General features: G+C 53.8%; 19 protein-coding genes. 9 read left to right on the forward strand and 10 right to left on the reverse strand.

Going from position 1 to position 21,139, the window contains the following annotated elements; translation table 11 throughout:
• Positions 1–11 precede the first annotated feature (11 nt).
• A complete protein-coding gene (locus H6F67_RS09780) occupies positions 12–2,009 on the reverse strand; it encodes a serine/threonine-protein kinase (protein WP_190765772.1) in 1,998 nt (665 codons plus the stop codon).
• Between the two features lie 307 nt (positions 2,010–2,316).
• Between H6F67_RS09780 and H6F67_RS09785 the strand changes: the two genes are divergently transcribed.
• Positions 2,317–2,700 carry a VOC family protein gene (locus H6F67_RS09785; RefSeq protein WP_190765774.1) on the forward strand — a complete coding sequence of 128 codons (384 nt, stop codon included), beginning with the start codon at positions 2,317–2,319 and terminating at the stop codon, positions 2,698–2,700.
• Here the strand turns inward: H6F67_RS09785 and H6F67_RS09790 are convergent.
• Both H6F67_RS09790 and ligA read right to left on the reverse strand, forming a co-directional pair.
• The gene (locus H6F67_RS09790; protein WP_190765777.1) at positions 2,697–4,394 is read right to left on the reverse strand and encodes an alpha/beta hydrolase; all 1,698 of its coding nucleotides are present in this window, start codon (positions 4,392–4,394) and stop codon (positions 2,697–2,699) included. The genes H6F67_RS09785 and H6F67_RS09790 overlap by 4 nt on opposite strands.
• 106 nt (positions 4,395–4,500) lie before the next feature.
• Complete coding sequence (gene ligA / locus H6F67_RS09795) at positions 4,501–6,579, reverse strand: NAD-dependent DNA ligase LigA (RefSeq protein ID WP_190765778.1); 2,079 nt, start codon at positions 6,577–6,579, stop codon at positions 4,501–4,503.
• A gap of 390 nt (positions 6,580–6,969) precedes the next feature.
• On the opposite strand from ligA, the gene H6F67_RS09800 reads away from it, so the two are divergent.
• On the forward strand, positions 6,970–8,079 hold the full coding sequence (locus H6F67_RS09800) for a TerB family tellurite resistance protein (RefSeq protein WP_190765781.1): 1,110 nt from the start codon (positions 6,970–6,972) through the stop codon (positions 8,077–8,079).
• A 47-nt stretch (positions 8,080–8,126) separates the two neighbouring features.
• Here the strand turns inward: H6F67_RS09800 and H6F67_RS09805 are convergent, their stop codons facing one another.
• Positions 8,127–8,924, reverse strand: coding sequence for an MOSC domain-containing protein (locus tag H6F67_RS09805; RefSeq protein ID WP_190765783.1), 798 nt, complete (start codon positions 8,922–8,924; stop codon positions 8,127–8,129).
• Positions 8,925–9,286: 362 nt separating this feature from the next.
• Between H6F67_RS09805 and H6F67_RS09810 the strand changes: the two genes are divergently transcribed.
• On the forward strand, positions 9,287–10,690 hold the full coding sequence (locus H6F67_RS09810; protein ID WP_190765785.1) for an ammonium transporter: 1,404 nt from the start codon (positions 9,287–9,289) through the stop codon (positions 10,688–10,690).
• A 9-nt stretch (positions 10,691–10,699) separates the two neighbouring features.
• Positions 10,700–11,080: a hypothetical protein gene (locus H6F67_RS09815; protein WP_190765787.1), complete on the forward strand. Its 381-nt coding sequence runs from the start codon at positions 10,700–10,702 to the stop codon at positions 11,078–11,080.
• 216 nt (positions 11,081–11,296) lie between these two features.
• On the opposite strand, the gene H6F67_RS28345 is transcribed toward H6F67_RS09815, so the two are convergent.
• The 3 genes from H6F67_RS28345 to H6F67_RS09830 are packed head-to-tail and all read right to left on the reverse strand — an operon-like array spanning position 11,297 to position 13,464.
• On the reverse strand, positions 11,297–12,586 hold the full coding sequence (locus tag H6F67_RS28345; RefSeq protein WP_190765789.1) for a TIGR04283 family arsenosugar biosynthesis glycosyltransferase: 1,290 nt from the start codon (positions 12,584–12,586) through the stop codon (positions 11,297–11,299).
• Between the two features lie 23 nt (positions 12,587–12,609).
• The gene (locus tag H6F67_RS09825) at positions 12,610–13,179 is read right to left on the reverse strand and encodes a 5-formyltetrahydrofolate cyclo-ligase (protein ID WP_190765791.1); all 570 of its coding nucleotides are present in this window, start codon (positions 13,177–13,179) and stop codon (positions 12,610–12,612) included.
• A gap of 27 nt (positions 13,180–13,206) precedes the next feature.
• Positions 13,207–13,464 (reverse strand): hypothetical protein, encoded by a 258-nt coding sequence (locus tag H6F67_RS09830; RefSeq protein WP_190765862.1) that lies wholly within the window; start codon positions 13,462–13,464, stop codon positions 13,207–13,209.
• A 161-nt stretch (positions 13,465–13,625) separates the two neighbouring features.
• Between H6F67_RS09830 and H6F67_RS09835 the strand changes: the two genes are divergently transcribed.
• Positions 13,626–13,838, forward strand: a complete 213-nt coding sequence (locus H6F67_RS09835) for a helix-turn-helix transcriptional regulator (protein WP_190765793.1) — start codon at positions 13,626–13,628, stop codon at positions 13,836–13,838.
• Between the two features lie 26 nt (positions 13,839–13,864).
• Here H6F67_RS09835 and H6F67_RS09840 read toward each other — a convergent pair whose 3' ends face one another.
• Both H6F67_RS09840 and H6F67_RS09845 read right to left on the reverse strand, forming a co-directional pair.
• Positions 13,865–15,001: a restriction endonuclease, SacI family gene (locus H6F67_RS09840; protein WP_190765795.1), complete on the reverse strand. Its 1,137-nt coding sequence runs from the start codon at positions 14,999–15,001 to the stop codon at positions 13,865–13,867.
• The gene (locus H6F67_RS09845) at positions 14,944–15,819 is read right to left on the reverse strand and encodes a DNA adenine methylase (RefSeq protein WP_190765797.1); all 876 of its coding nucleotides are present in this window, start codon (positions 15,817–15,819) and stop codon (positions 14,944–14,946) included. The genes H6F67_RS09840 and H6F67_RS09845 overlap by 58 nt, the downstream gene beginning before the upstream one ends.
• A 177-nt stretch (positions 15,820–15,996) precedes the next feature.
• On the opposite strand from H6F67_RS09845, the gene ldpA reads away from it, so the two are divergent.
• From ldpA to H6F67_RS09860, 3 genes are all read left to right on the forward strand, one after another.
• A complete protein-coding gene (gene ldpA / locus H6F67_RS09850; RefSeq protein WP_190765799.1) occupies positions 15,997–17,091 on the forward strand; it encodes a circadian clock protein LdpA in 1,095 nt (364 codons plus the stop codon).
• A 210-nt stretch (positions 17,092–17,301) separates the two neighbouring features.
• Entirely contained in the window at positions 17,302–19,176 is a 1,875-nt protein-coding gene (locus H6F67_RS09855; RefSeq protein WP_190765853.1) for a R3H domain-containing nucleic acid-binding protein, read from the forward strand.
• A 77-nt stretch (positions 19,177–19,253) separates the two neighbouring features.
• Positions 19,254–19,715, forward strand: a complete 462-nt coding sequence (locus H6F67_RS09860; protein WP_190765801.1) for a hypothetical protein — start codon at positions 19,254–19,256, stop codon at positions 19,713–19,715.
• Positions 19,716–19,717: 2 nt separating this feature from the next.
• Here H6F67_RS09860 and H6F67_RS09865 read toward each other — a convergent pair whose 3' ends face one another.
• Positions 19,718–20,380 (reverse strand): Fe2+-dependent dioxygenase, encoded by a 663-nt coding sequence (locus tag H6F67_RS09865; protein WP_190765802.1) that lies wholly within the window; start codon positions 20,378–20,380, stop codon positions 19,718–19,720.
• A 256-nt stretch (positions 20,381–20,636) separates the two neighbouring features.
• Here H6F67_RS09865 and H6F67_RS09870 point away from each other — a divergent pair, with 256 nt between their 5' ends.
• Positions 20,637–20,870 (forward strand): hypothetical protein, encoded by a 234-nt coding sequence (locus H6F67_RS09870; RefSeq protein ID WP_190765804.1) that lies wholly within the window; start codon positions 20,637–20,639, stop codon positions 20,868–20,870.
• The last annotated feature ends 269 nt before the right edge of the window (positions 20,871–21,139 follow it).

A 21,139-nucleotide genomic window follows, 5' to 3' on the forward strand; every position in this document is an offset into this window, starting at 1 on the left:
TGAGTCGATCGCTAGTTTGAATCGTCTTCTGAAGGCTCGGCTGAGTCGTCTGCTGGAGGCGGAGCGGGTTCAGGCGCAATGCTTTCAGCAGCGATCGACAGTTCCACATCGATCGGCTGGGATGCAGTTGAAATCACGACAATCTCGTAAATGCCGCTTTGCGGCAGTGTGGCCGACCAGGTTTTCTCCTCAGAATCCGAAAGCAGAAAGGGTTGCTCAGCAGTTGGGCGCGGCGGGTAAACCGACAGGCGGGTGTTTGGTGCTTGCAGCTTAATTCCGAGGAGTTGTCCAGTTTGCAAAGTGGCGGTGTAGACTCGGCCTTCACCCGGAGCGAGTGTGGCTGTCAGGCGATCGCTCGTCGTGCCCGGAGCAAACTCGACTTTTTCTAGCGTGTCGCCAGATTGAAGCGCCTGCACTTGGTCGGCAGCGATCGCCTGCCACACTTGCCCGATCGGACTGGTGAGAAATCCGTCTTGCTCCGTTTTGCCGCGCTGGTCGGGAAACAGATGGAAAAATTTGGCATCGGTCAAATCGTTCAGTGTGCCGCTGCCCACGCCCAGTGCGTTGATCTGCTGTCGGAAGCGAGCCAGATCGTCGTCGCCATAGCTGCCCAGATTACGGCGTGCCTGACTACTGAGGTTTTCCTCAAACCAGTCGAGCCAGTCGCCTGCAATTTGATCCCAGCGATCGCGCCAGATTTCGTCTTCCTTGCTGTCAGAGAGCGTCCGGCCTTGCTGGTTGGGATAGCGCTCAAAAAAGGTGGTGTTGGTGATGGCGGTGTAGAACGGTTGCGGCACGCCCAAGGCTTCGCGGCGATCGCGCAAAGCGGCTTTGCGGGCGCGTTCTGCGGCAGAAAAGTTTGAGGTGGGGGTGGGACTGGGAGATTCGACGGGCAACGGAGTTGCGGTTGGCGTCGGTTCGGTTGGCTCTGAGGCAGGCGGCAGCCACAAGTTGCGGGTTCCCCAGGTGAAGCCGATCGCAGCGGCAAATACGGCCAGCAGCGCAATTTTGCCGACGCTCGATTTCTTTTCGGCAACGGGAGCGGGTGGAACAGCGGCAACAGTGGCGATCGGAACGGGAGTCGGTGTGGGGATCGGTGTGGAAGCGGAAGTTGGCAGGCTGGTTGCATCCAGGGCTTGCAGGACGGCGATCGCGTTAGGGTAGCGATCGATCGGCTGGAGGGCAAGCATTTTTGCCAAAACGGTTTGCAGCGGCGGCGTAAATGCATCGCGCCAGGTTGCCGAAATGTCTTGCGGTTCTTTTCCGATTCGCAGCACCAGTGCGGTCATTGCCAGCGCATACAGGTCGCTGTCGGGCGAAACGATTCCGGCGTGCATTTGTTCGGGCGGGGCATAGCCGACTTTGCCGAGCAGCGTGGCGGATGAAGGAGTGTGCGCCATTTGCGAAACGCTGGCGGCAATTTGTTTGACGCCGCCAAAATCGATCAGGACGGGAAGGAAGTCGGTTTCGCGCTGGATCAAATTGTCGGGTGAGATGTCGCGGTGGATGACGCCGATCGAGTGAATGTAGTGCAAAACGGGCAATAGCTGCCGCAGCAGCGTGGCGATTTCGGCTTCAGAAAATGGCTGCGATCGCGCGTTGAGCAGTTGACGGTAGTTTTTTCCGGTGACGTAATCTTGAACGAGAAAGAGGCGATCGCGTCCGCCGACGTGGGCGCGAAACAGTTCGCGGAAGCGGGGAATTTGCGGATGCTGAAGCTGATACAAAACTCCGGCTTCGCGGGCGAAGAGTTCTTCGGCTTTTTGCAGGGCTTCGGCTGCTTGGACTTGCGGGGCAAATTCTTTGAGGACGCAAGGTTCATTGAAGCGGTTGCGATCGCAAGCGAGGTAGGTGCGCCCAAAGCCGCCGTGTCCGAGTTCGGATTGGATTTGGTAGCGATCGCCCAGCACCAAGCCTGTCTCGATCGTTTGGGGAGACAGTTTTTCGCCGCAGGAGGCGCAAAAGCGGCTTCCGAGCGTGTTGGGGTGGCCTTGGCTACAGTAAGTCATGCTAGCGGTGGGGAATCTGTTCTAGTTTAGGCGATAGGATTCTTACAGTCATGAAGCGATCGAGGTTAGCGTTTCTTGTCTGATCCGATCCGCCGACCCGAAAGGCCAAGGGCGTTGCCCCTGCCTCCAAACCTTCCCACCAAAGGCCACCCTGAAACTCCCAAAGGTCATATCGGTGGGTGTCAATGTACGCCACATTTGCTTTCCCGCTGCGTCCCCCGTCCTGCTCGCTTCCCCTTCAGCCCTTTGCTCTCTGTCTCTTAACGCCTGAACTCAACTTCCTCTCTACCGACATCTGCGTTTTCTTATGCAGCTCACAACTTACCTCCACACTGCCCTGCGGGTTTCTGATTTAGCGCGAGCCGAGCATTTTTATGGGGCGGTGTTGGGATTGATGAAGGTCGATCGCCCGTTAAAGTATCCCGGTGCGTGGTATCAAATTGGGGCGGTGCAGCTTCATCTCATTGTGGATGAGCAGATGGAGCCGATCGCCCCGCCGGAAAAGTGGGGGCGCGATCGCCATTTTGCCTTGGGCGTGGTGGATTTGGAGGTGGCGAAGGCGCATTTGCAGGCGCAGGGCTGTGAGCTACAGATGAGTGCGTCGGGGCGATCGGCGCTGTTTACGCAAGACCCGGATGGCAATGTGATCGAACTGACGCAGGTGGCGGAGGTAGCGGAGGTGGAAGCTTAGTCGCGTGAAGGTGTGGGAGTGCGATCGGAGGAGTTGCTTAAGCTGGTGGCAAGCTGTTCGGGCGTTAGCGATCGCACCAGTTGCAGGGGCAGGGGCGCTTGGCTGAGACGGTTGGCGTAGGCAGCGCTCAGGTAAGGCCGATAGCTCGGCTGATTGGCGAGGTAGGTTTGGAAGAAGGCGACGCTGAAGGCGCTAATGTATCGACGGGCGATCGTCGGGTCGGGACCAATTACTTCAGGCGGCAAATCGACGGCAGGGTTTTCGCTGGGGCCAATAGTGGAGAAGTGCGTGCCGCCGCGCAGCAGCAGCAAGAAGCGATCGGGCGTGGTGAGCCAGGTGAACGGGCGAATCTGCTCGAATAGAGCGGGCGTGACGGTGTCTGCACTGCCGGAAACGATCATCACGGGTAGGTTGATTGGCGCTAGGTTTTCTTGACCGAAAATGCTGCTGTTGAAGGGGTTGAGCGCCATGACTGCTTTGATGCGATCGTCTCGCAGGCGGGGAGTGCGCTGGGGCAAATCGTTGGCCTGACATTGCAGCAGCAGCGACAGGTTAAATGAATCTCCGGGCGGACAGTCTTGGCGAAGCTGGTCGCGGTTGATTTCGGCTCCGGCCAAGGCCAGTGCAGTGTAGCCACCGAACGATTGCCCGATCACGCCGACCTGCTGCACGTTCAAGCGTCCGCGAAACAGCGGATCGTTGCGCGATCGACGATTCAAATCATTCAGCAGCAGTCGGATATCCAGGGCGCGATCGACAAATTCTTCTGGTTGAATCACCTCACCAGCCCTGCCGCTCAACAGCGCTTCAAGCTGGGCGGTGTTGCTGCCAGGGTGTTCAACGAGGGCGACGGCAAATCCATAAGAAGCTAGATGCTCTGCAAGATACGCAAACGAGGTGCGGTCTGATCCCAATCCGTGCGAAATCACGATCACCGGGGCGGCGGGCAGCGGCGGACGGTTGGCAGGCGCAACGGGCAGGTAAACATCGGCCAGAAATACGCGATCGCGCTGTCGATTCACCAGGGTAATCGTTTGCCGTTGTGACCTGTTCGGGCCAGGGGTTCGCAAATCCGGCAGGGCAGGATCGATCGGGGTGGCCGCTTCGAGTTCAAATTCGGTTTGCACAGCCGCTAGTGCTGCGGTCGATTCGTTGACGAGATCTTCCAGCTCGTCGGCAATTGCCAAGGTGCGATCGATCTCCACGCGCAGTCCGGCCAGCGGAAACTGCCGCAAAAAGTTCAGGGGCGTCAAGCCTTCTTGCGAATCGGCAGCAGCCAAAATCAACGCCGAGCGAATCGCATAAAAGCCGGACTTGTGCGACTCGGTTTGAATCAAGTTGCCGACGCGCTCTAGAATCGCTTCGCCCTGCTCGGTGTAGAGAAACTGCGAAACGGCAACCGCATCAATGTCGGCTCTGGCCTGCAAAATTTCCCGCAGTTGCTCTAGCTGTTCCGGCGTGGCATAGCGAGCATAGGCAACGAGATCTCCGGTAATCTTTCCGGTTCTGGCATAGGTTTCAATCGCCTCAAACGACACCGATCGCTCAAATGCGCCGTAGGAAAAATAAATTCGCTGCACCGCTTGGGCAGGACGAGCCGCCAAAGGCACCGACAGCAGCAAGCCCAACCCCGATCCCAACAGCGATTGGCGGCAAAACGATAAGAAGCGATCGGTGAGCATAGGGCGATTCATAGCGTCGGTCTTTCGGTTCTAGGTCGCAAAAATAAAGGAAGCAATTCGGCGGCAGTGGCGGTTGAACTGTCCACGCTACGGGTAGCCCTTCCTGACGGGCAGCAAACTAGCCATGACCGGATGCGCCTAAAAGCTGGCGCAGTTGGTCTTCGTCAAGCTGCGGAATGCCCAGTTCGATCGCTTTATCGAGCTTCGATCCGGCTTCTGCCCCGACGACGACGTAGCTGGTTTTGGCGCTGACGGAACTGCCGACCTTGCCGCCTGCCTGCTCGATCAATTGTTTGGCTTCGTCACGCTTGAGCGTGGGTAGAGTTCCTGTAATCACAAAGGTTTTGCCTGCGAGTTTGGTTTCAGTTGGCGGATCGATCGCAACGGTGGCAAGCTGCAAACCCGTCGATCGCAGTCGCTCAATTAACTGCTGATTGGCTGCAATTTGAAACCATTCATAAACTGCTTCTGCGATTTCCGTGCCAATTCCGTGAATTGCGCTGATTTCTGCCGGAGAAGCCGCCGCCAATCGATCGACAGTTGGAAACTGAGTGGTCAGCGTTTGGGCGTTGACGCTGCCAACATGCCGAATTCCCAGTCCATAAAGTACCCGCGACCAAGGCTGCGCTTTTGAGCCTGCGATCGCGCTAAGGATTTTTTCGGCGTTCTTTTCGCCCATCCGCTCAATTCTCAGCAGTTGCTCGATCGACAAGTCGTACAAGTCCGCAACGGTGTGAACGATTTGGCGATCGGCAAGCTGCTGAAGCACCTTCTCCCCCAGTCCGCGAATATCAAGCGCATCACGGCTGACCCAGTGAACCAAAGCGCCCTTGAGAATTGCTGGACAAGATGCATTAATGCAGCGTGTGACCGCTTCTCCTTCCGGGCGCACCACAGGCTGATTGCACACCGGACAGCAAATCGGCATTTCATATTTTTGAGCATCTGCTGGCCGCAATTCGGGCAAAACACGCAGCACTTCGGGAATGATTTCTCCCGCCTTGCGAATAATCACAGTATCGCCCAGATGCAAATCGAGTTCGGCAATGCGATCGCGATTGTGCAGGGTTGCCCGTGAAACCGTTGTGCCTGCCAGCAGAACGGGTCGCAGTTCGGCCACAGGTGTCAGCGCTCCTGTCCGCCCGACCTGAATCGTCACTGATTCAAGAATTGTCGGCGCTTCTTCTGCCGGATATTTCAGTGCGATCGCCCAGCGCGGTGCTTTTTGCGTAAACCCAAGCTGCTGCTGAAGCGCCTGCGAATTGATTTTCACAACTACGCCGTCGGTCATGTAGGGCAGCGTCAGGCGATCGGTTGCCCAGCGATCGTAATATTCGCGCACTTCGTCGAGCGATCGGCATAGCTGCCGATTCGGATTGACCCGAAAACCCATCGATTGCAGCAAATCCAAAGCCTGCAACTGCGTTTCAACGGGCGGCAAAGCATCGGCAAACTGCGCTTCCTGGGCGGCTTCACTTTGCGGTGGCTTGTCTGCCTCAACGCTGGGAATTTGCAGCGTGTAGGCGAAAAAATCGAGCTTGCGGCGATCGACCACTCGCGCATCTAACTGTCTGAGCGTTCCGGCTGTGGCGTTGCGCGGATTAGCAAACAGCGCTTCTCCAGCCTGAGCGCGTTCGGCGTTGATCTGCTCAAACACAGCTAAGGAGAGAAATGCTTCACCTCGAATTTCTACGATAGGCGGCGGATTGTCGAGATTCAAGCGCAGGGGAATCGATCGAATTGTCCGCACGTTCTGCGTAATTTCCTCACCTGTAATTCCGTCGCCCCTCGTCGCCCCTCGCACCAAAAGGCCGTCTTCGTAAGTCAAGGCCAGCGCATTCCCGTCAATTTTGAGTTCACAAACATACTCAAATTTCTCCACATCCGGCGCAACTCGCCGCCAGCGCTCTTGCCAGTTGGCAAATTCCTCCAGATTAAAGGCGTTCTCCAAACTGTAGAGCGGAATGTTGTGGCGAATCGATCGAAACTGCGTTGCGGCCTTTTCTCCGACCCGCTGTGTCGGACTGTCGGGCGTAATCAAGTTGGGATGTTCGGCTTCTAGCGTTTGCAGTTCGCGATAGAGGCGATCGTACACTTCATCGGGCAAGGTGGGCGCATCCAGCACGTAGTAGGCATAGCTGGCTTCTTGAAGCAGTCGGCGCAGTTCGATCAATCGCTGCGAAGCGGCAGTATTCACGGCTCATCTCGTACAAATCCGACCGCTAGTCTAGCGTGGCGATCGAGTTTTCGGGATTTCCCAAAGGGCGGTTTTTATAAAGGTCAAAATTTCCAGTTAGAGCCAATTTCTCAATGGGAATACTGCAACCAGTATTTTCGCTTCGGAGACAAGAGTGTGGTTTTTCTATCAGGGCTGGCTTTATCAGGCATGACGAGCTTGTTTGCAGCAGTTGCGCCGATTCTTTTTGCCTCGCTTGGAGGTTTGCTTGGTTTCGCAATTCCACGCGCCGTCCAGCTTCCTCGCTACATCAAAATCCTGATTTTGCTTTATCAAAATTCCAGTCCTGATTCACAAACTCGGAAATACACAACTGGTATTTTGCTACTCCTGGGTGGCCTCTTGTCATTTATGGCTCACTCTTTTGTTCCATTCACAGGGTTTCCCATTGTTGGAGCAATCACAACGCCGATCGCCCTACTTTTTGCTTCAGTCGTGATTCTTGCAACTTTGGATTTAGTGACAAGACTCAACGAACCGTATGTGATGGAGCTTCAAGCAACCTACAAGTTTGAATTCCAAGAAATGCAAGATGATTTGCTGACCCTAAAAAATACATTGGGACCAGCTTGGACTGAACTGACTAAAAAAGTTCAAAAAGTTCTTGACGATCTTGCTCCGAAATTGGCTGAGCTAGGCAAAGAAGTTTCTGCTGAAATCAACAAATATTTCAGCAGCCAACTATCAGAACTCGTCGTCTATCTTGACGGTAAAAATTCCTCGAAAATTGTTCTCAACGAAGCGGACATCAAAGCCATCAGCGAAAGTCTTGAACCCTGGAAAAAAGTTGGCGGTTCTTTAGCGTTGGGCGCTTTAACAGGTGCAAGTACAGGAATGGTGGCTTCAACAGTTGCGGCATCGACTCTTGCGCCTGCTGCTTGGTGGACACCTTTTGTACCTGGAATGGTTCAAGGAATGATTTTTGGCAGCAAAACTGTTGTTGCACCTGCAATGTTTAGCATGTGTACGGTTGCGGCTCCGATCGCCTTGGGATTGACAATCGGAACGGGCGTTTTCAGCGCAACCATGTTTGCACTCGGCAAAATGGAAGACCAAAAACTCAGTCAATTTTTAGCTGATGTCATCATTGCTTCTTTGCCGATGGTTCGAGCCGATGGAGAGTTCAGCGAAGAGGAAAAACTCGCGATTAAACAGCTTCTAGCCAATCCAAAAATTCAGCAGCAAGACCGCGATCGAGTCCTCACGGCAATGGATAGCGAAGATAGCTTCGATGACATCATCACCAAAAATCTGCTGTATGAGGAAAAAGAGGAAAAAATTCAGATCAAGCGCAAATTGATCTTGGCAATCACCTGGGAAATTGCGAAAGCTGACGGCAAAATTGATGCACAAGAAGCCGCACTTCACGATCGAATGGCAAAAATTCTTCAGGTTCCACAAGAAACTGTGACAGAAGTGCGCCGCCTCATTACTCCGAAGCTGATGCTACAATCTTGCTAATCTGTCAAGCGTTCTTCTCGTAAAGTTGTGAGAAGGACGCTTTTGTTTTACACGATCGCCACTCGATCGCCGCGTCGAATTTTGCCGCCCTGCACGACGCTGGCGTAGATGCCCACGTGACCTTGATTGTGTTTGACAATGGTTCGCAGAATGTCTACGTCGTTGGGCAGTTCAGACTGCGGCATCGTGGTCATGACGCAGCGGGGGCAAGGTTCGGTGATGCTGAGGCGGACTTGATCGCCGATCGCCAAAGTTTTCCCCACCCAGTCATTTTCGACAAATCCGGTTGCGCTGTCGATCGGCTGGATCACAAAGTTGGGACGAAAGCGGCGCGGTTCAAAGCGCGACGTAGGCTGAAGGAATTGAAACTGATTGAGCGTTGCGGTTGTCAGCAGATGCACAGTGGCGGCATCGAAAAAGGTATTGGGGCGAATGGCGGCGTTTGTTTCCGCATCCGCATCGGGAATGCCTTCGATGTCCGGCGTGTACATTTCGATGCTCGGTTCGGCGGGTGCAGCGGTTTCCAGCTTCACCTTGCGGCCAAATGCTTCGGACAAAATGTCGTTAATGTCCGATCGATCGCCCATCACAATCGAGCCGTCGGGCAGCGTAATTTTCACCTGAGTTGGAGAATCGAGCGCGGCGCGACATTCAAACAACACGCCCCACTTGCGCGGCAGCTTGGCGCTGATGATTTTTCCGGTTTCGGCATCCACGAGGGCATAGGCACGATCGCCCATCAGTCCCCGCTCTGCCACCTCGGTCGCGTTTAGCTCCTCGCCCAGCATCGACTTGACCGGATAGCGCCACATCGACACGATCGAACCCACCACTGATTCACTCATTTTTGGCTCCCTCGATTCTGAACTCTTGCATCGGGTCGATCGTCACAGGGCGATCGTGAAGCGCTCCCAGAATGGTATCGCAATCCTCTCAAAAAGCAGTTTGAGGGCAAGAGCAACACAGACAAAACTTAAAATTTACCGCTGACGGTTCATTCCTATCGCCAAAGATAAACGGCTGGAATCTAAGAAATCGTCAATCTGGATACATTTGTGGAATCAAATCAGAGCATAAGATTCGCTTCAGGATTTGCATAGACGGTCATAGCCATCGATCGCATCTGTCTTTCAGCAGAATCTCGCGATCGGCTCGACGCCATGCTGTGCAAGCTTGCTGAATCACCCGACTCGATCACCTCATCACCATGTCTCCTGAAGCACAAGAATTTTTAGGAACATTTGTACCGGAGTCCTTTTACTATTGGTCTTCGGTGTTTATGTTGCTGATCCACGCAGGCTTTTTGGCCTATGAAGGCGGTGCATCCCGCACCAAAAACGTCCTTGCCACAATGGTGAAAAACCTGCTGACTCTGGCAAGCGTCGGTCTGGGATTTTTCTTCTTTGGCTGGTGGGTCTACAATGCCTTTCCGTTCTTTCCGCTCACGGGCGGCATTCTTGGCCCCTGGACAAATCCGCAGCAGAGCGAAACGATCGCCACTGCCATGACCTATGTGGATGCGTCCTACCCCTGGTCGCCCGCGCTGGGTCCCAATACCGCCGACCACATGACGGGCGTATTTTTCTTCGCCTTTGCCCTGTTTGCAATGACGACCGCTTCGATCTTGTCCGGTGCGCTGATTGAGCGCGTCAAGATCGGCGCGTATCTGGTGATGTCGATCGTGCTGGGCTGCTTCACCTGGGTCGTCGCAGCGGCTTGGGGCTGGAATGCGTTCGGCTGGATGTTTACCCAACTGGGCTATCACGATTTTGGCTGCGCGGGCGTCGTGCATGGCGTGTCCGGCTTTTTCACCTTGGGCGTTTTGCTGAACCTTGGACCTCGCATCGGCAAATACGACGCCAACGGCAAACCCCGCCCAATTCTGCCGCACAACCTGCCGCTGACGATGGTGGGGCTGATGCTGATTTTCGTCGGCTTCTATGCCTTCCTTGCCGCCTGCTTGATTTACCTGCCCGGATACGAAAAGGAAACGACGATCTACGGCACACCGATGACCTTGGCCTCGATCGGTGTGAGTACGACGCTCGCCCTTGCTGCGGGACTCGTGGGCGCTTACGTTTCCTCAAAGGGCGATCCGTTCTTCACGATTTCGGGCGGACTGGCAGGCATCATCACATCAGGCGCAGGCATGGACATCTACCATCCTTCGATCGTGATTATCCTCGCCTTCATCGCGTCCTTCCTGATGCCAAAAGTGATTGTGGCGATCGAAAAATTCGGCATTGACGATGCAGTTGGCGCAGTTGGCGTACACGGCTTCTGCGGACTGTTGGGATCGGTGCTGGTGGGCTTTGTGGCGGCGGGTTATCCGCAAGGCGAAGGCATTCCCAACATCAACCCGATCGGTCAAATCACCGGAGCGCTGATCTGCACCATTCTGCTCGGCTTCATTCCGGGCTACGCGACAAGCTGGATTTTGAAGAAATTCAACTTGCTGCGCGTTTCGCGGGAAGAAGAACTCCAAGGACTTGACATCGCTGATTTGGGCGTGGAAGGCTATCCCGAATACGCCACGCCGTCATTTGTCACGCATGTCACCTCGCGAGAATCGATCGCGCCCCGCAGTTCAACAGACCTCGCCCCCGAATAGGAGAACCTGATGAGCAGTCCTTTTTCCAGCTTTCAAGAATTTTCAGAAGCGGATGGCCCGATCTACACCTTTGCCAACAATCCAACGATGATCGGCTTCCTGCTAATCCTCTGTTTGGCAATCACCGTGTATTTCCTCTACGCCTCCTACACGATGAAGCAGGACAAGTCGGGCAATTCCGCTGCTGCGATCGGTCTGCTGCTCGTGGCAGGTGCAGCCTCATTGTTTAACCTGTTCACTCCTTCACCCAAGCAGCCGCAGATGAGCGATCGCCCCCACCCGCAGCGCAGCACAACCGCCAAAGCTTTGCAGCCCCTCGCTCTGCTGGGCATGGTCGGCATTGGGCGATCGAGCTTGGGACGCAAGCGTCGCCGCAAGTCACGTCGCTAGTGTTGGCTGTTTGCAGGAATCGATCGAGCGGGATGCGAAAGCGTTTGCCCTCATCCCCTAACCCCTTCTCCCTAGGGAGAAGGGGAACCAAACCGGATCAGAAGTCCCTCTCCCCCAGCGAGAGGGATTTAGGGTGAGGGTCAAGGCGATTGCTTCCTGCTAAAAATTTATGACAGCGATCGGGCGGGAAGCAAATCTCGCCCTTCTTGATGCGCTTCATCGCTGACGGTGATACCAGCGAGCGATTCGATCGGGCGAAATGCCGATTAGATAGGCGGCGATCGCAACCTGATTAATAATCGTCGTTTTGAAAACTCCCAGCTTTTGCCAGCGACGGGCAGACGTGAGGACGGCATCAGGCGCGATCGCAATGCGTCCCAGCCGCCGCAGCCGCCGCACCAACTCAAAATCCTCCATCATCGGCAGATCGGGAAATCCGCCGATCTGCCAAAAGGTGTCTCGACGCAAAAACAAAGCCTGATCGCCATACGGAAATTGAAGGAAACGCGATCGCCAATTTGCGCCCCATTCTACGATCCGCAATCCCGTCTCCCTGCCGTCGATTCCCAAGCGAAACGCTCCGGCGATCGCGTTCGATCGCGCCATTTGCTCAACCGTCGCAAAAAAATTTGGCGGCAATCGCGTATCGGCATGAAGAAACAGCAGCCAATTTGCCGTTGCCAGCCGTGCCCCCGCATTCATCTGACGAGCGCGACCCCGATCGCCACTCAGCGCGATCGCCTTTTTCCCTCGCGCCACCGCCAAAGTCGCATCCTCGCTGCCGCCATCTGAGACAATCACCTCAATCTCCGCTTGCTGATTGAGCATCCGCAAAGTTTCCAGCAGCGACGCCATCTCATTCAAAGTAGGAATCACGATCGCCAATTTTGGTCGCTTGATCTGCTCCCAAACGATCAGATCAGCAGGGCGATCGATATCGCTCAAGGTTTCCAACCGTCCAATCGAAAGTTGCTGCTGGCGGGCACGATCGATCGTCTGCTCGAAGACAATTTCGGTACTCCAAGCAATTTCCTGAAACAAAGTCGGCTGAAACGACCGCAAGCCCAACAAATAGTAGCCGCCATCCGCCGCCGCCCCGATCGCCATATCGCAACTGTCCAACTGTGCAAAGGCGCGATCGAGCAAATTAGCAGTAATCGAAGGGCAGTCCGTGCCGATCACCACGACGCGATTGGCCTTGCTGAAGGCAGACTCGATCGCTCCCGTCAGCTTCACGCCCAAATCGCCTTCGGCCTGCGGAACGTAGCACAAATCTTCGCCCAGCCAAGCCTGCATCCTGCTTTCATCGGCTGAACTGCTGGCGTAATGCACCTCGATCGCGCAGTTGCGGCGAACGGCCAGCCGCCGAGCTTGAGCGATCGTCCACTCGGTCATCTGCCGCTGAAGCTGCGCGGCTCCCTCCGCTCCTAAAGCCGGAATCAGTCGCGTCTTTGCCCTTCCCGCTTCGGGATAGCGCGTGAAAATGATCAGCCGTTCTGTCTTCAAGGCTTCAACGCTAAAAAATTATCCTAGCGTGTCCCCGCCGCTCCACAGCCCGCCTCGGTACAAATTTGCTGCAACGGTTGATCCCACGCTTCGATCGAAATTTCTCGCACTCGCCCCACCTCAAACACGATCGCGATCGTCCGCTTGCTCGACCAAGCCGCAGAACCCAAGAGGCGATCGTAATAGCCGCCGCCATAGCCCAGCCGATAGCCGCGATCGTCCACGCCCACACAGGGAACCAAGATCAGATCTACCTGTTCCGGCTCGATCGTCGGCGCAGTCTCAGCAGGCTCCGCAATGCCGTAATAACCTTGCACCAGCGGGTCAGCGATCGTCCACCGATGCCAAAACAGCGACTTCCCCACGCAGCGCGGAAATCCCCAGGTCTTCTCGGCAAACATCTTGTCGGCAAACAAAGACGACAAATCTGGCTCTTGTTGAATGCTGAAATAGCCCAAAACCGTTCGAGCCGAGCGAAATTCCGGCCAGTTTTTGAGATGGTGACAAATCTGCTGGCTTTTGGTTTGCCATTCTTCCGCTGACAGATTTCGGCGCAGCGTCAGCAGCGATCGACGCAGTTCAGATTTGTTCATGGAGAAGCGATCGAAACGACCTTGATTCTAAACCTCCAGGTCTTGATTGGTGGTGCGATCGCGCTGCGGTTGGCGTTGCGACTCAGATTCGATCGCACAAATCAGCGTCGTATCCGCCTCAACATCAAACACGATCGCAAATTTGGCTTCGGGCACAAGCCGCCGCAATGTCCAGTAATGCCCCTCTGCCTCCACACGACTGCGATAGCGAGCAACGATCGATCGCTCCAAATCCGGGTGCAGTCGCATGATTGCCCAACTGTAGAGGCGTTCACGATAAGGCATAATGATTGAGTCTCCATTGCAAAGTGGAGCCAGAGCCAGCGGGATTTGCTTTCTCAGGGCGATCGCTGGCTCTGACTATTTGACTGTGTTCTTGAATAGTAGTCGGTCGTCTGCCAGTAGTCAACTACCACTTGAGGGGCGATCGAATTTGGCAAACCGAAATGTCCTTGGGAGAAAAGCTAGCGGAGAGACGCAAGGCATTAAAGCTAACTCGATTACAAGTGGCTTTAGCAGTGGGAGTTGTTGAAAGCAGCGTCAAAAATTGGGAAACAGGCAGGCACGTTCCCAAACTTTACCCAACTCAAATGGAAGCGTTGTGCAACATTCTTGGATTTACGCTCGAAGAACTAGCAGAAATGCAGCGACAGGATTAGTAATGAAGTTTAGTGTTGTCTGGAAATCAAGCCTCATCTTCTATCCCTGCCTCTGCCGCCTGTCTCATTGCTAGAAATGCTTCTTTAAGTGGTTGGCTTACAGCACTTTGAGGTTCTGCCAGAATCAAATCTTGATATGCAGCAAGAAAATTGCTTCTTAATCTGTGAAATAGATGCAAAAAATGTCGAATGAAGCCGATGCAATCTAGTACAACAAACTCAATACCTCCAGTTTGCAAATACAAAGACCGTGCATAGTTTTGAACTTCTTCATTGATAGCCTCAGTCGTAATGAAAATGTAGTTATCGACTCGCCTACTACTTATTGATAACTTTTGTAGCGCTCTATCTATATCTTCGCTAGTAACTCGCTTACCTTTCACTTCATAGCTTGTTACGACTTCATCATCCTCTAAAAGAGTAATTTCTACATCGCCTAATGCACCTGTTTGTGCGTCAGCAGCGTTGTGAGACTGCAATGATAAGACTCTTTCTCCAAGGCTTTGCTCAGCAACCCGATAGGCAGCAGCTATGACAAGAACAGGAAGCCGACTTGTCCCCTTTAAGCTCAGATGCTTTTCAACCAGGTTGATTATATCTTCTGACGATAAAGGTAAAGCACCTTCTGTCGTTTTTAGCTCCTGAACCAATGCGTTAATTCGCTGCTGTCTCTCATTTCGGTCAATGATCAGTAGCCGAACTGTTTCAGCTAGAAGCGCCTCTGGTGAAACTCTGCTGTTACCAACATCATCAAGTAGATCAAGAACGGATTGGTATAGCTGAGGCGGCTTACCCAAAAGATTGTAGTTCTTGGTCAAAGTTGCATTTCGATCCCGCAGCGCGGGTGTGAGAAAGGCAGTCGTATTGTTGCAAGGTAGGTTATTTTGAGTAACGAAAGCTGTGATGTAACGCTCGTCGTATGTTCTTCCTGAAAAAGCGTCAGCATCTCCAATTTCGGTGTAAGGCTTTCTGACATCTACTTGCGGTCGATGAATCTTTGCTAGTAGGCACGCCATGAGCAAACGTACACCTGCACGATTTTTGAGATTACGAGCAACGTATTTTATCTTCTCTTGAATTTCCAGGTTTGCGATTAGCGATCGCTCTAAGTTATCGAAAGCGAGTCGCAAGGCGCTATCAAGAATTTCTGCTGGTTCTGACATTGAATTAAATTTTCTTCCATATCATAATTAGTCCAAAGCACTTCTGTTCGAGGTTGCTTAACAGAAAGACATTGCTTAGGCTGGCTCTCAATACAGTTCCAATCCTTATAAAGTGTGTCTAAAAGTTTGCAACGGTAGCCGGAAAGGGCAACCTTTCCTTTAACTTCATGAAGTACTTCAGAAAGCTTTTGATGATCATAATCTGTCATTTCATATCGGTAAGCTTTGGTGTCACCACGAGAATCATGCGGGTAAGGAGGATCGCAGTAGAACACAGTTTCTTCGCTATCGTAGCGTTGGATAACTTCAATAGCTTGAGCATTTTCTATTTGAACTCGCAAAAGTCTCTGCACGATTTCAGATAGCCCTTCAACGCTTCCGAGCCATCGCGAAACAGCGCCTGCCATGCCTGCTCGACTCGTTAATTTACAGTGCGCCCATCTTCCAGCACTTGCTGTCTGTGCTAAACCTGTTCTAACCTGACGCGCTCGAACAAAAAATCGACGCGCTCTTTCTAGATCTGAAAGGTCATTTGTTGATTGCTCTGCTGCAACTTTAAGTTCTTCTCTAGAAAATGGTGTCAGCCCGATCGCTCTAATTAGTTCTTCTTGATTGTCACGAAGCGCTCGAAAAAAATTAACAACTTCCCCATCAATATCGTTGTAGGTTTCAACGGGAGATGGTTTTCGATTCAGCAATACAGCCGCCGAGCCACCGAAAGGCTCACAGTAATGAACTGCTTCGGGCAACAAAGGTAAAAGCCAGCTTAAGTGATTGAACTTTCCGCCGTACCATCCAAAAGCAATTAGCTTACTCATCTACCCCTGTCCTTGCCTGTCCTGGAAAAGTAGTATACAAGAACTAGCAGTTTCAAGAGCAAAGTTATCGTTGCTCTAATCTCGATCGCCCCCCAAATCCCCCTGACTTGAGTACTGCAATACATTGCGATCGCTTCACAATATGTCATTCTTGGGAGAAATAGTTACCATATAAGGGTGACTCATTTGTACCACCCCTTACGGTCTCTAAGGGAAGGCAACTGGTTCAAACTGATTTGTGGAGCCAGCTTTCAGCACCTCCCTGACATCCGCAATCTCACGCTCGCTTACGCACTGGCCGGAGCCGACTGCATTGATGTGGCCGCCGATCCTGCCGTGATTGCCGCCGCTCGCGAAGGGTTGCAGGCTGCGAGTGCCTTGCAGGACGAAGCCCGATCGCGAAACTATCAGCCACAGACCCAGCCCTGGCTGATGGTGAGCTTAAACGATGGGGAAGACCCGCACTTTCGCAAAGCCGAATTCAATCCGATCGATTGCCCCTCAGAGTGCGATCGCCCCTGCATGGCGATTTGTCCGGCTGAGGCGATTCGGTTTGAGTCGGGTGTGATCGACGATCGCTGCTACGGCTGTGGTCGGTGCATTCCGATTTGTCCGTTTGGGCGGATTGCAACTCGCGCTTATGTGTCGTCTCCCGATGCGATCGCGCCGATCGTACTATCGGGTGTGGATGCCGTCGAGATTCACACGCAGGTCGGGCGCATTGTCGATTTTGAGCGGCTGTGGCGAGCGATCGCGCCGTTTGCTAACAGGCTCAAACTCGTGGCGATTAGCTGCCCGGATGGAGAAGGCTTGGTGGATTATTTGCGATCGATCGATCGACTCGTTTCGATTCATCAAGGCGCAATTGTTTGGCAAACCGACGGACGACCGATGAGCGGCGACATTGGCGATGGCGCAACTCGTGCGGCGATCCGCTTGGGGCAGAAAGTTCTGCAAGCCAAACTTCGAGGGTTTGTGCAGCTTGCGGGCGGCACAAACTCGCACACGGTCGTCAAGCTCAAGGCGATCGGACTCCTGAAATCGTCCACAAACGATGCTTACGTTGCCGGAGTTGCATACGGCAGCTATGCCCGCGTTTTGCTCGCGCCAATCTTGTCTCAGCTAGAAGTGGATTCAGTTGCGCCTTTGCCGCTCGAATCCAAGCCGAACCTGCTGTGGCAAGCCGTTGAAACCGCTCACTCTCTCGTTGCCCAGCTTAAGCCGATGTCACAGTCCACGATTTCAATCGGAGCAGGTCTGCCGGATGTTTGACCTGTCGCCCTCACCCCTAGCCCCTCGCCCTCAGGGAAAGGGGGACAAATCCGGTTCGGTTCCCCTTCTCCACTAGGTGTGGGGGTTAGGGGATGAGGGGCAATTGCTCCCGCGTCTCGTGTGTTCATAGTTCCCGGTTGTTCTACACCGCATTTCCACATGACATTGAACGGCAATTCATCTGAATTTAATCATGCTGACAGTTCCAGCATGGCTTCCGCAACGCCGCTTCAGATAACTGATGATCTCAATCAGTTGCTTGAGATTTTGCCCGATGAAATTCGTTTGCATCTTCAGAACCATCCGCAGCGCGATCGCCTAATTGAAGTCGTGATGGACTTAGGCCGTCGTCCGGAAGCTCGCTTTCCCAATGCGGCGGAATATCTTTCCGAGTCACCGATCACCGAAGCCGATTTGTCTTACTGCATCGATCGCGTCGGGATGTTCAGCGGCGACAACCGTGCAGGCATCGAGCAAACCCTGCACCGGATCAGCGCCATGCGAAATCGAGCGGGCGCGATCGTCGGGCTAACCTGCCGTGTCGGTCGAGCGATCTACGGCACGATCGGCTTGATTCGCGATTTGGTCGAAACGGGGCGATCGATCTTGATGCTGGGTCGTCCGGGCGTCGGCAAAACAACGGCACTGCGCGAAATTGCTCGCGTGCTGGCAGACGACTTGGGTAAGCGCGTCGTGATCATCGACACTTCCAACGAAATTGCCGGAGATGGTGACATTCCGCATCCGGCGATCGGTCGTGCCCGTCGAATGCAGGTGGCTCGCCCGGAATTGCAGCATCAGGTGATGATCGAAGCGGTCGAAAACCATATGCCGGAAGTGATCGTCATTGACGAAATCGGCACGGAATTGGAGGCACAGGCGGCACGGACGATCGCAGAGCGTGGCGTTCAACTGGTCGGCACGGCACACGGCAACCGCATCGATAACTTAATCAAAAACCCGACGCTTTCGGATTTGGTTGGCGGCATTCAGTCCGTTACTTTAGGCGATGATGAAGCCCGCAGACGCGGTTCGCAAAAGAGCGTCTTGGAGCGCAAAGCCCCACCGACATTTGATATTGCCGTTGAAATGCTGGAGCGGCAAAAGTGGGTCGTGCATGAATCGGTGGCCGATAGCGTCGATATGCTGCTGCGAAATCGTCAGCCGAATCCGCAACTCCGCAGCGTCAATGAAAACGGTCAGGTTGTGATCACTCGCGAAACGCCAAACGAACCCACTCCGCCACGTCGTCCGATGGGCGATCCGCGCTTTGGGGGTGGACGTGATTCGTTCAGTCGAGGTGATGCGTTTGGGCGCGAGTCTTTTGGCAGAGGCGAGTCCTTCGGAGCACGAGGTGAGCGCGGCTGGCGATCGTCCGGCCAAATGGCTCCTGTCGTGCCCTACAACCGGACGGAAATTCCCGATCGCGCCCCCGGTGAACCGCTTTCCCTGCGGCAGCGGATGCCCGGAGATCCCCCTTCGGAGCGGCAGTATTTCGATCGCATCCTGAATGAATCCTTTGACATTCCGCCCGCTGTCGATCTGGAAGAGTCGCCCACTGTTGGCCCAAATGGGGAAGATTTGCCGCTGCATGTCTACCCGTATGCGATCAGTCGCCATCAGCTTGATCAGGTGGTGCAAACCCTGAATTTGCCGATCGTCCTCACCAAGGATATCGACAGCGCGGATGTGGTTTTGGCGTTGCGATCGCACATCAAAAATCACGCTAAGCTCAGGCAGATGGCAAAGGCGCGGCAGCTATCGATCTACACCGTGAAGTCGAGCAGTATGCCGCAACTGATTCGTGCCATTCAGCGAATGCTGAATATGGACGATCAAGGTTTTGATGAGCCTGTGAACTTGAATTTGTTTGCCGACAAAGGCGACGAAGACGAACTCGAAGCGCTCGAAGAAGCTCGGCTGGCGGTTGAGCAAATTGTATTGCCGAAAGGTCAACCTGTTGAGCTTTTACCGAGATCCGCTAAAGTTCGTAAAATGCAGCATGAACTGGTCGAGCACTATCGCCTCAAGTCTTCCAGCTTTGGCGAAGAACCGAATCGACGGCTGCGAATTTATCCAGCCTAATTGCTAAGTTTAAGGGTAGGTTTCGCACCTGCCCTTTTTTATGAATTGGTCAATTTGGATCGAGAACTTCCTGTTCATTGCGATCGCCACCACGTTCTTTTTCTACATCGGCTGGCTGTGGCGATCGACCAAACCATTCCATCGTTCCGCAACCGCTGCCAGCTTGGTTTCGCGGCTGGCTGACGATCGTGCTGATGGTTGGAATTGCATTGCCGATCGCAGCTTTAGCTTATTGGGTCGTTTGGCTTGGCGATCGAGCAATTACCGCTGTACTTGTTTCTTATCTGGCGATGTTGGGACTGCAAATTTTGAGCGAAAGCGTCGCGCTGAATCGATTTCACTCGTGCATCTGGGTGACGATTCCCTGCGTCTATTTGCCTTACCGAATTTGGCAGCTTCACCGAGGATTATCGATCGCGGAAAATTCGCAAGTTCAGTTATTTTTCGGGATTGAAATTGCCCTGTGGATCTTCAATTACGGCGTTCATCTTTCGCAGCTACCGCGATTGTTGGCGTGGCCGAATCAAGAGCAGCAGTAGCATTAATCGATCCATCTTCGCAGCAGATTGGCGTGCGTTTTCGAGAGCAAATCAAACTCGATCGATTTGCCCTGCTGCTGAAATAAAGCCCGACGAACCGTATCGAGATCGAACAAAATTTCGCGCAAACTCGGATCGCGCACCAGCGATTGCACCCAGCCCACCACAACTTGCCGCACGCCTGCCGTCACAGGTTCAACTCGATGTAAGTACGAAGATGGATAGACGATCGCAGCACCTGCCGCCAGCTTGATCGGGCGATCGCCGTCCATTGCTTCAACTACAAGTTCGCCGCCTTCATAGTGCTCTGGCTCGCTCAGAAAAATCGTGAACGACACATCCGATCGCCACGTGCCGCCCATCAGCGCATTATCCACATGCGTACCATAAGACATTCCTGATTCATAGCGGCTAAACAGCAGCGAATGCACCTGCTTGGGCTGCACCACCATCTGAAACAGCACGTTCCGCTTCAGCGCAGTTTGCACGATCGCCTTGAGCACTTCGGCGCTTTCAGCTTGGCGATCGAGCTGCTGATTATGTTTGACGGTGCGGGCATACCAGCCTGCCGTCGTTTTTCCATCGACAAACTTGCTTGCCTCCAGTTGCGTCAAAATCGTCTGGAGTTCAGTGGGCGTTAGAACATCTTCGATTGCCAGCAGCATGATCACAGATCTTATCGAACCGAGATTCAGTGTAGCGGCTGACTGGGCGATCGCGCTGGGCAACGCCGCCGCCTGAAGTCTCTCTAAAGAGCGATTTTGGTCAAGATTCGCGGATGACCTCTAGACAATCTCGTAAAATTGTCGGACAAAAGAAACTGCTGCCGCTGCTGGGGCGACGGCCTCGTTCAAAATTCTAGCGAGGTTCAGCCCTAGCGGTTGTTTGGCAAAACGTTGGGCAAATAGGAGCCAAAAATTCATGCGAAAGTCGATCGCGCTACTAATGCTGTTAGGACTAACTTCAACCTCTGTTGTCGCGTGCGGCGGCGGCAATGCTGAAGGTGAAGGTGATGAAGTGGAAACGCCTGCTAACACAAACAATCCGGCGGCTGCCCCTGATGATGATGGCGGCGTAGACGACGAGGGCGACGAGGGCGATGAGGGCGATGAAGGCGGCGAAGGCGGCGAAGGTGGCGAAGGCGGCGAAGGCTAGGTTGTTCTAGCGTCGTAACCGAAAGGCGATCGCTCGATCTATGGCTCGACCCGTTCAATTTTGGTCGAGATCGTGGAGTTGCAGCGATCGCTTTGGCATTGAAACTGGGTAGGCTGAAACGAGTGTCAGTACAATCTCAGTGCAATCAACGAGCGACCTGCAAAAGTTCTCGTAAAGCTGGATTGAAGTTTCAGTGAAAAGCGCAATCGAGCTGGCGCGATCGCGGCGAAATCACCGGATACTGCTGCTTAGATTGCGTAAGACTGTTG

The organism is Microcoleus sp. FACHB-1515, assembly GCF_014696105.1.
Taxonomy (GTDB): Bacteria; Cyanobacteriota; Cyanobacteriia; order Elainellales; family Elainellaceae; genus JAAUTJ01.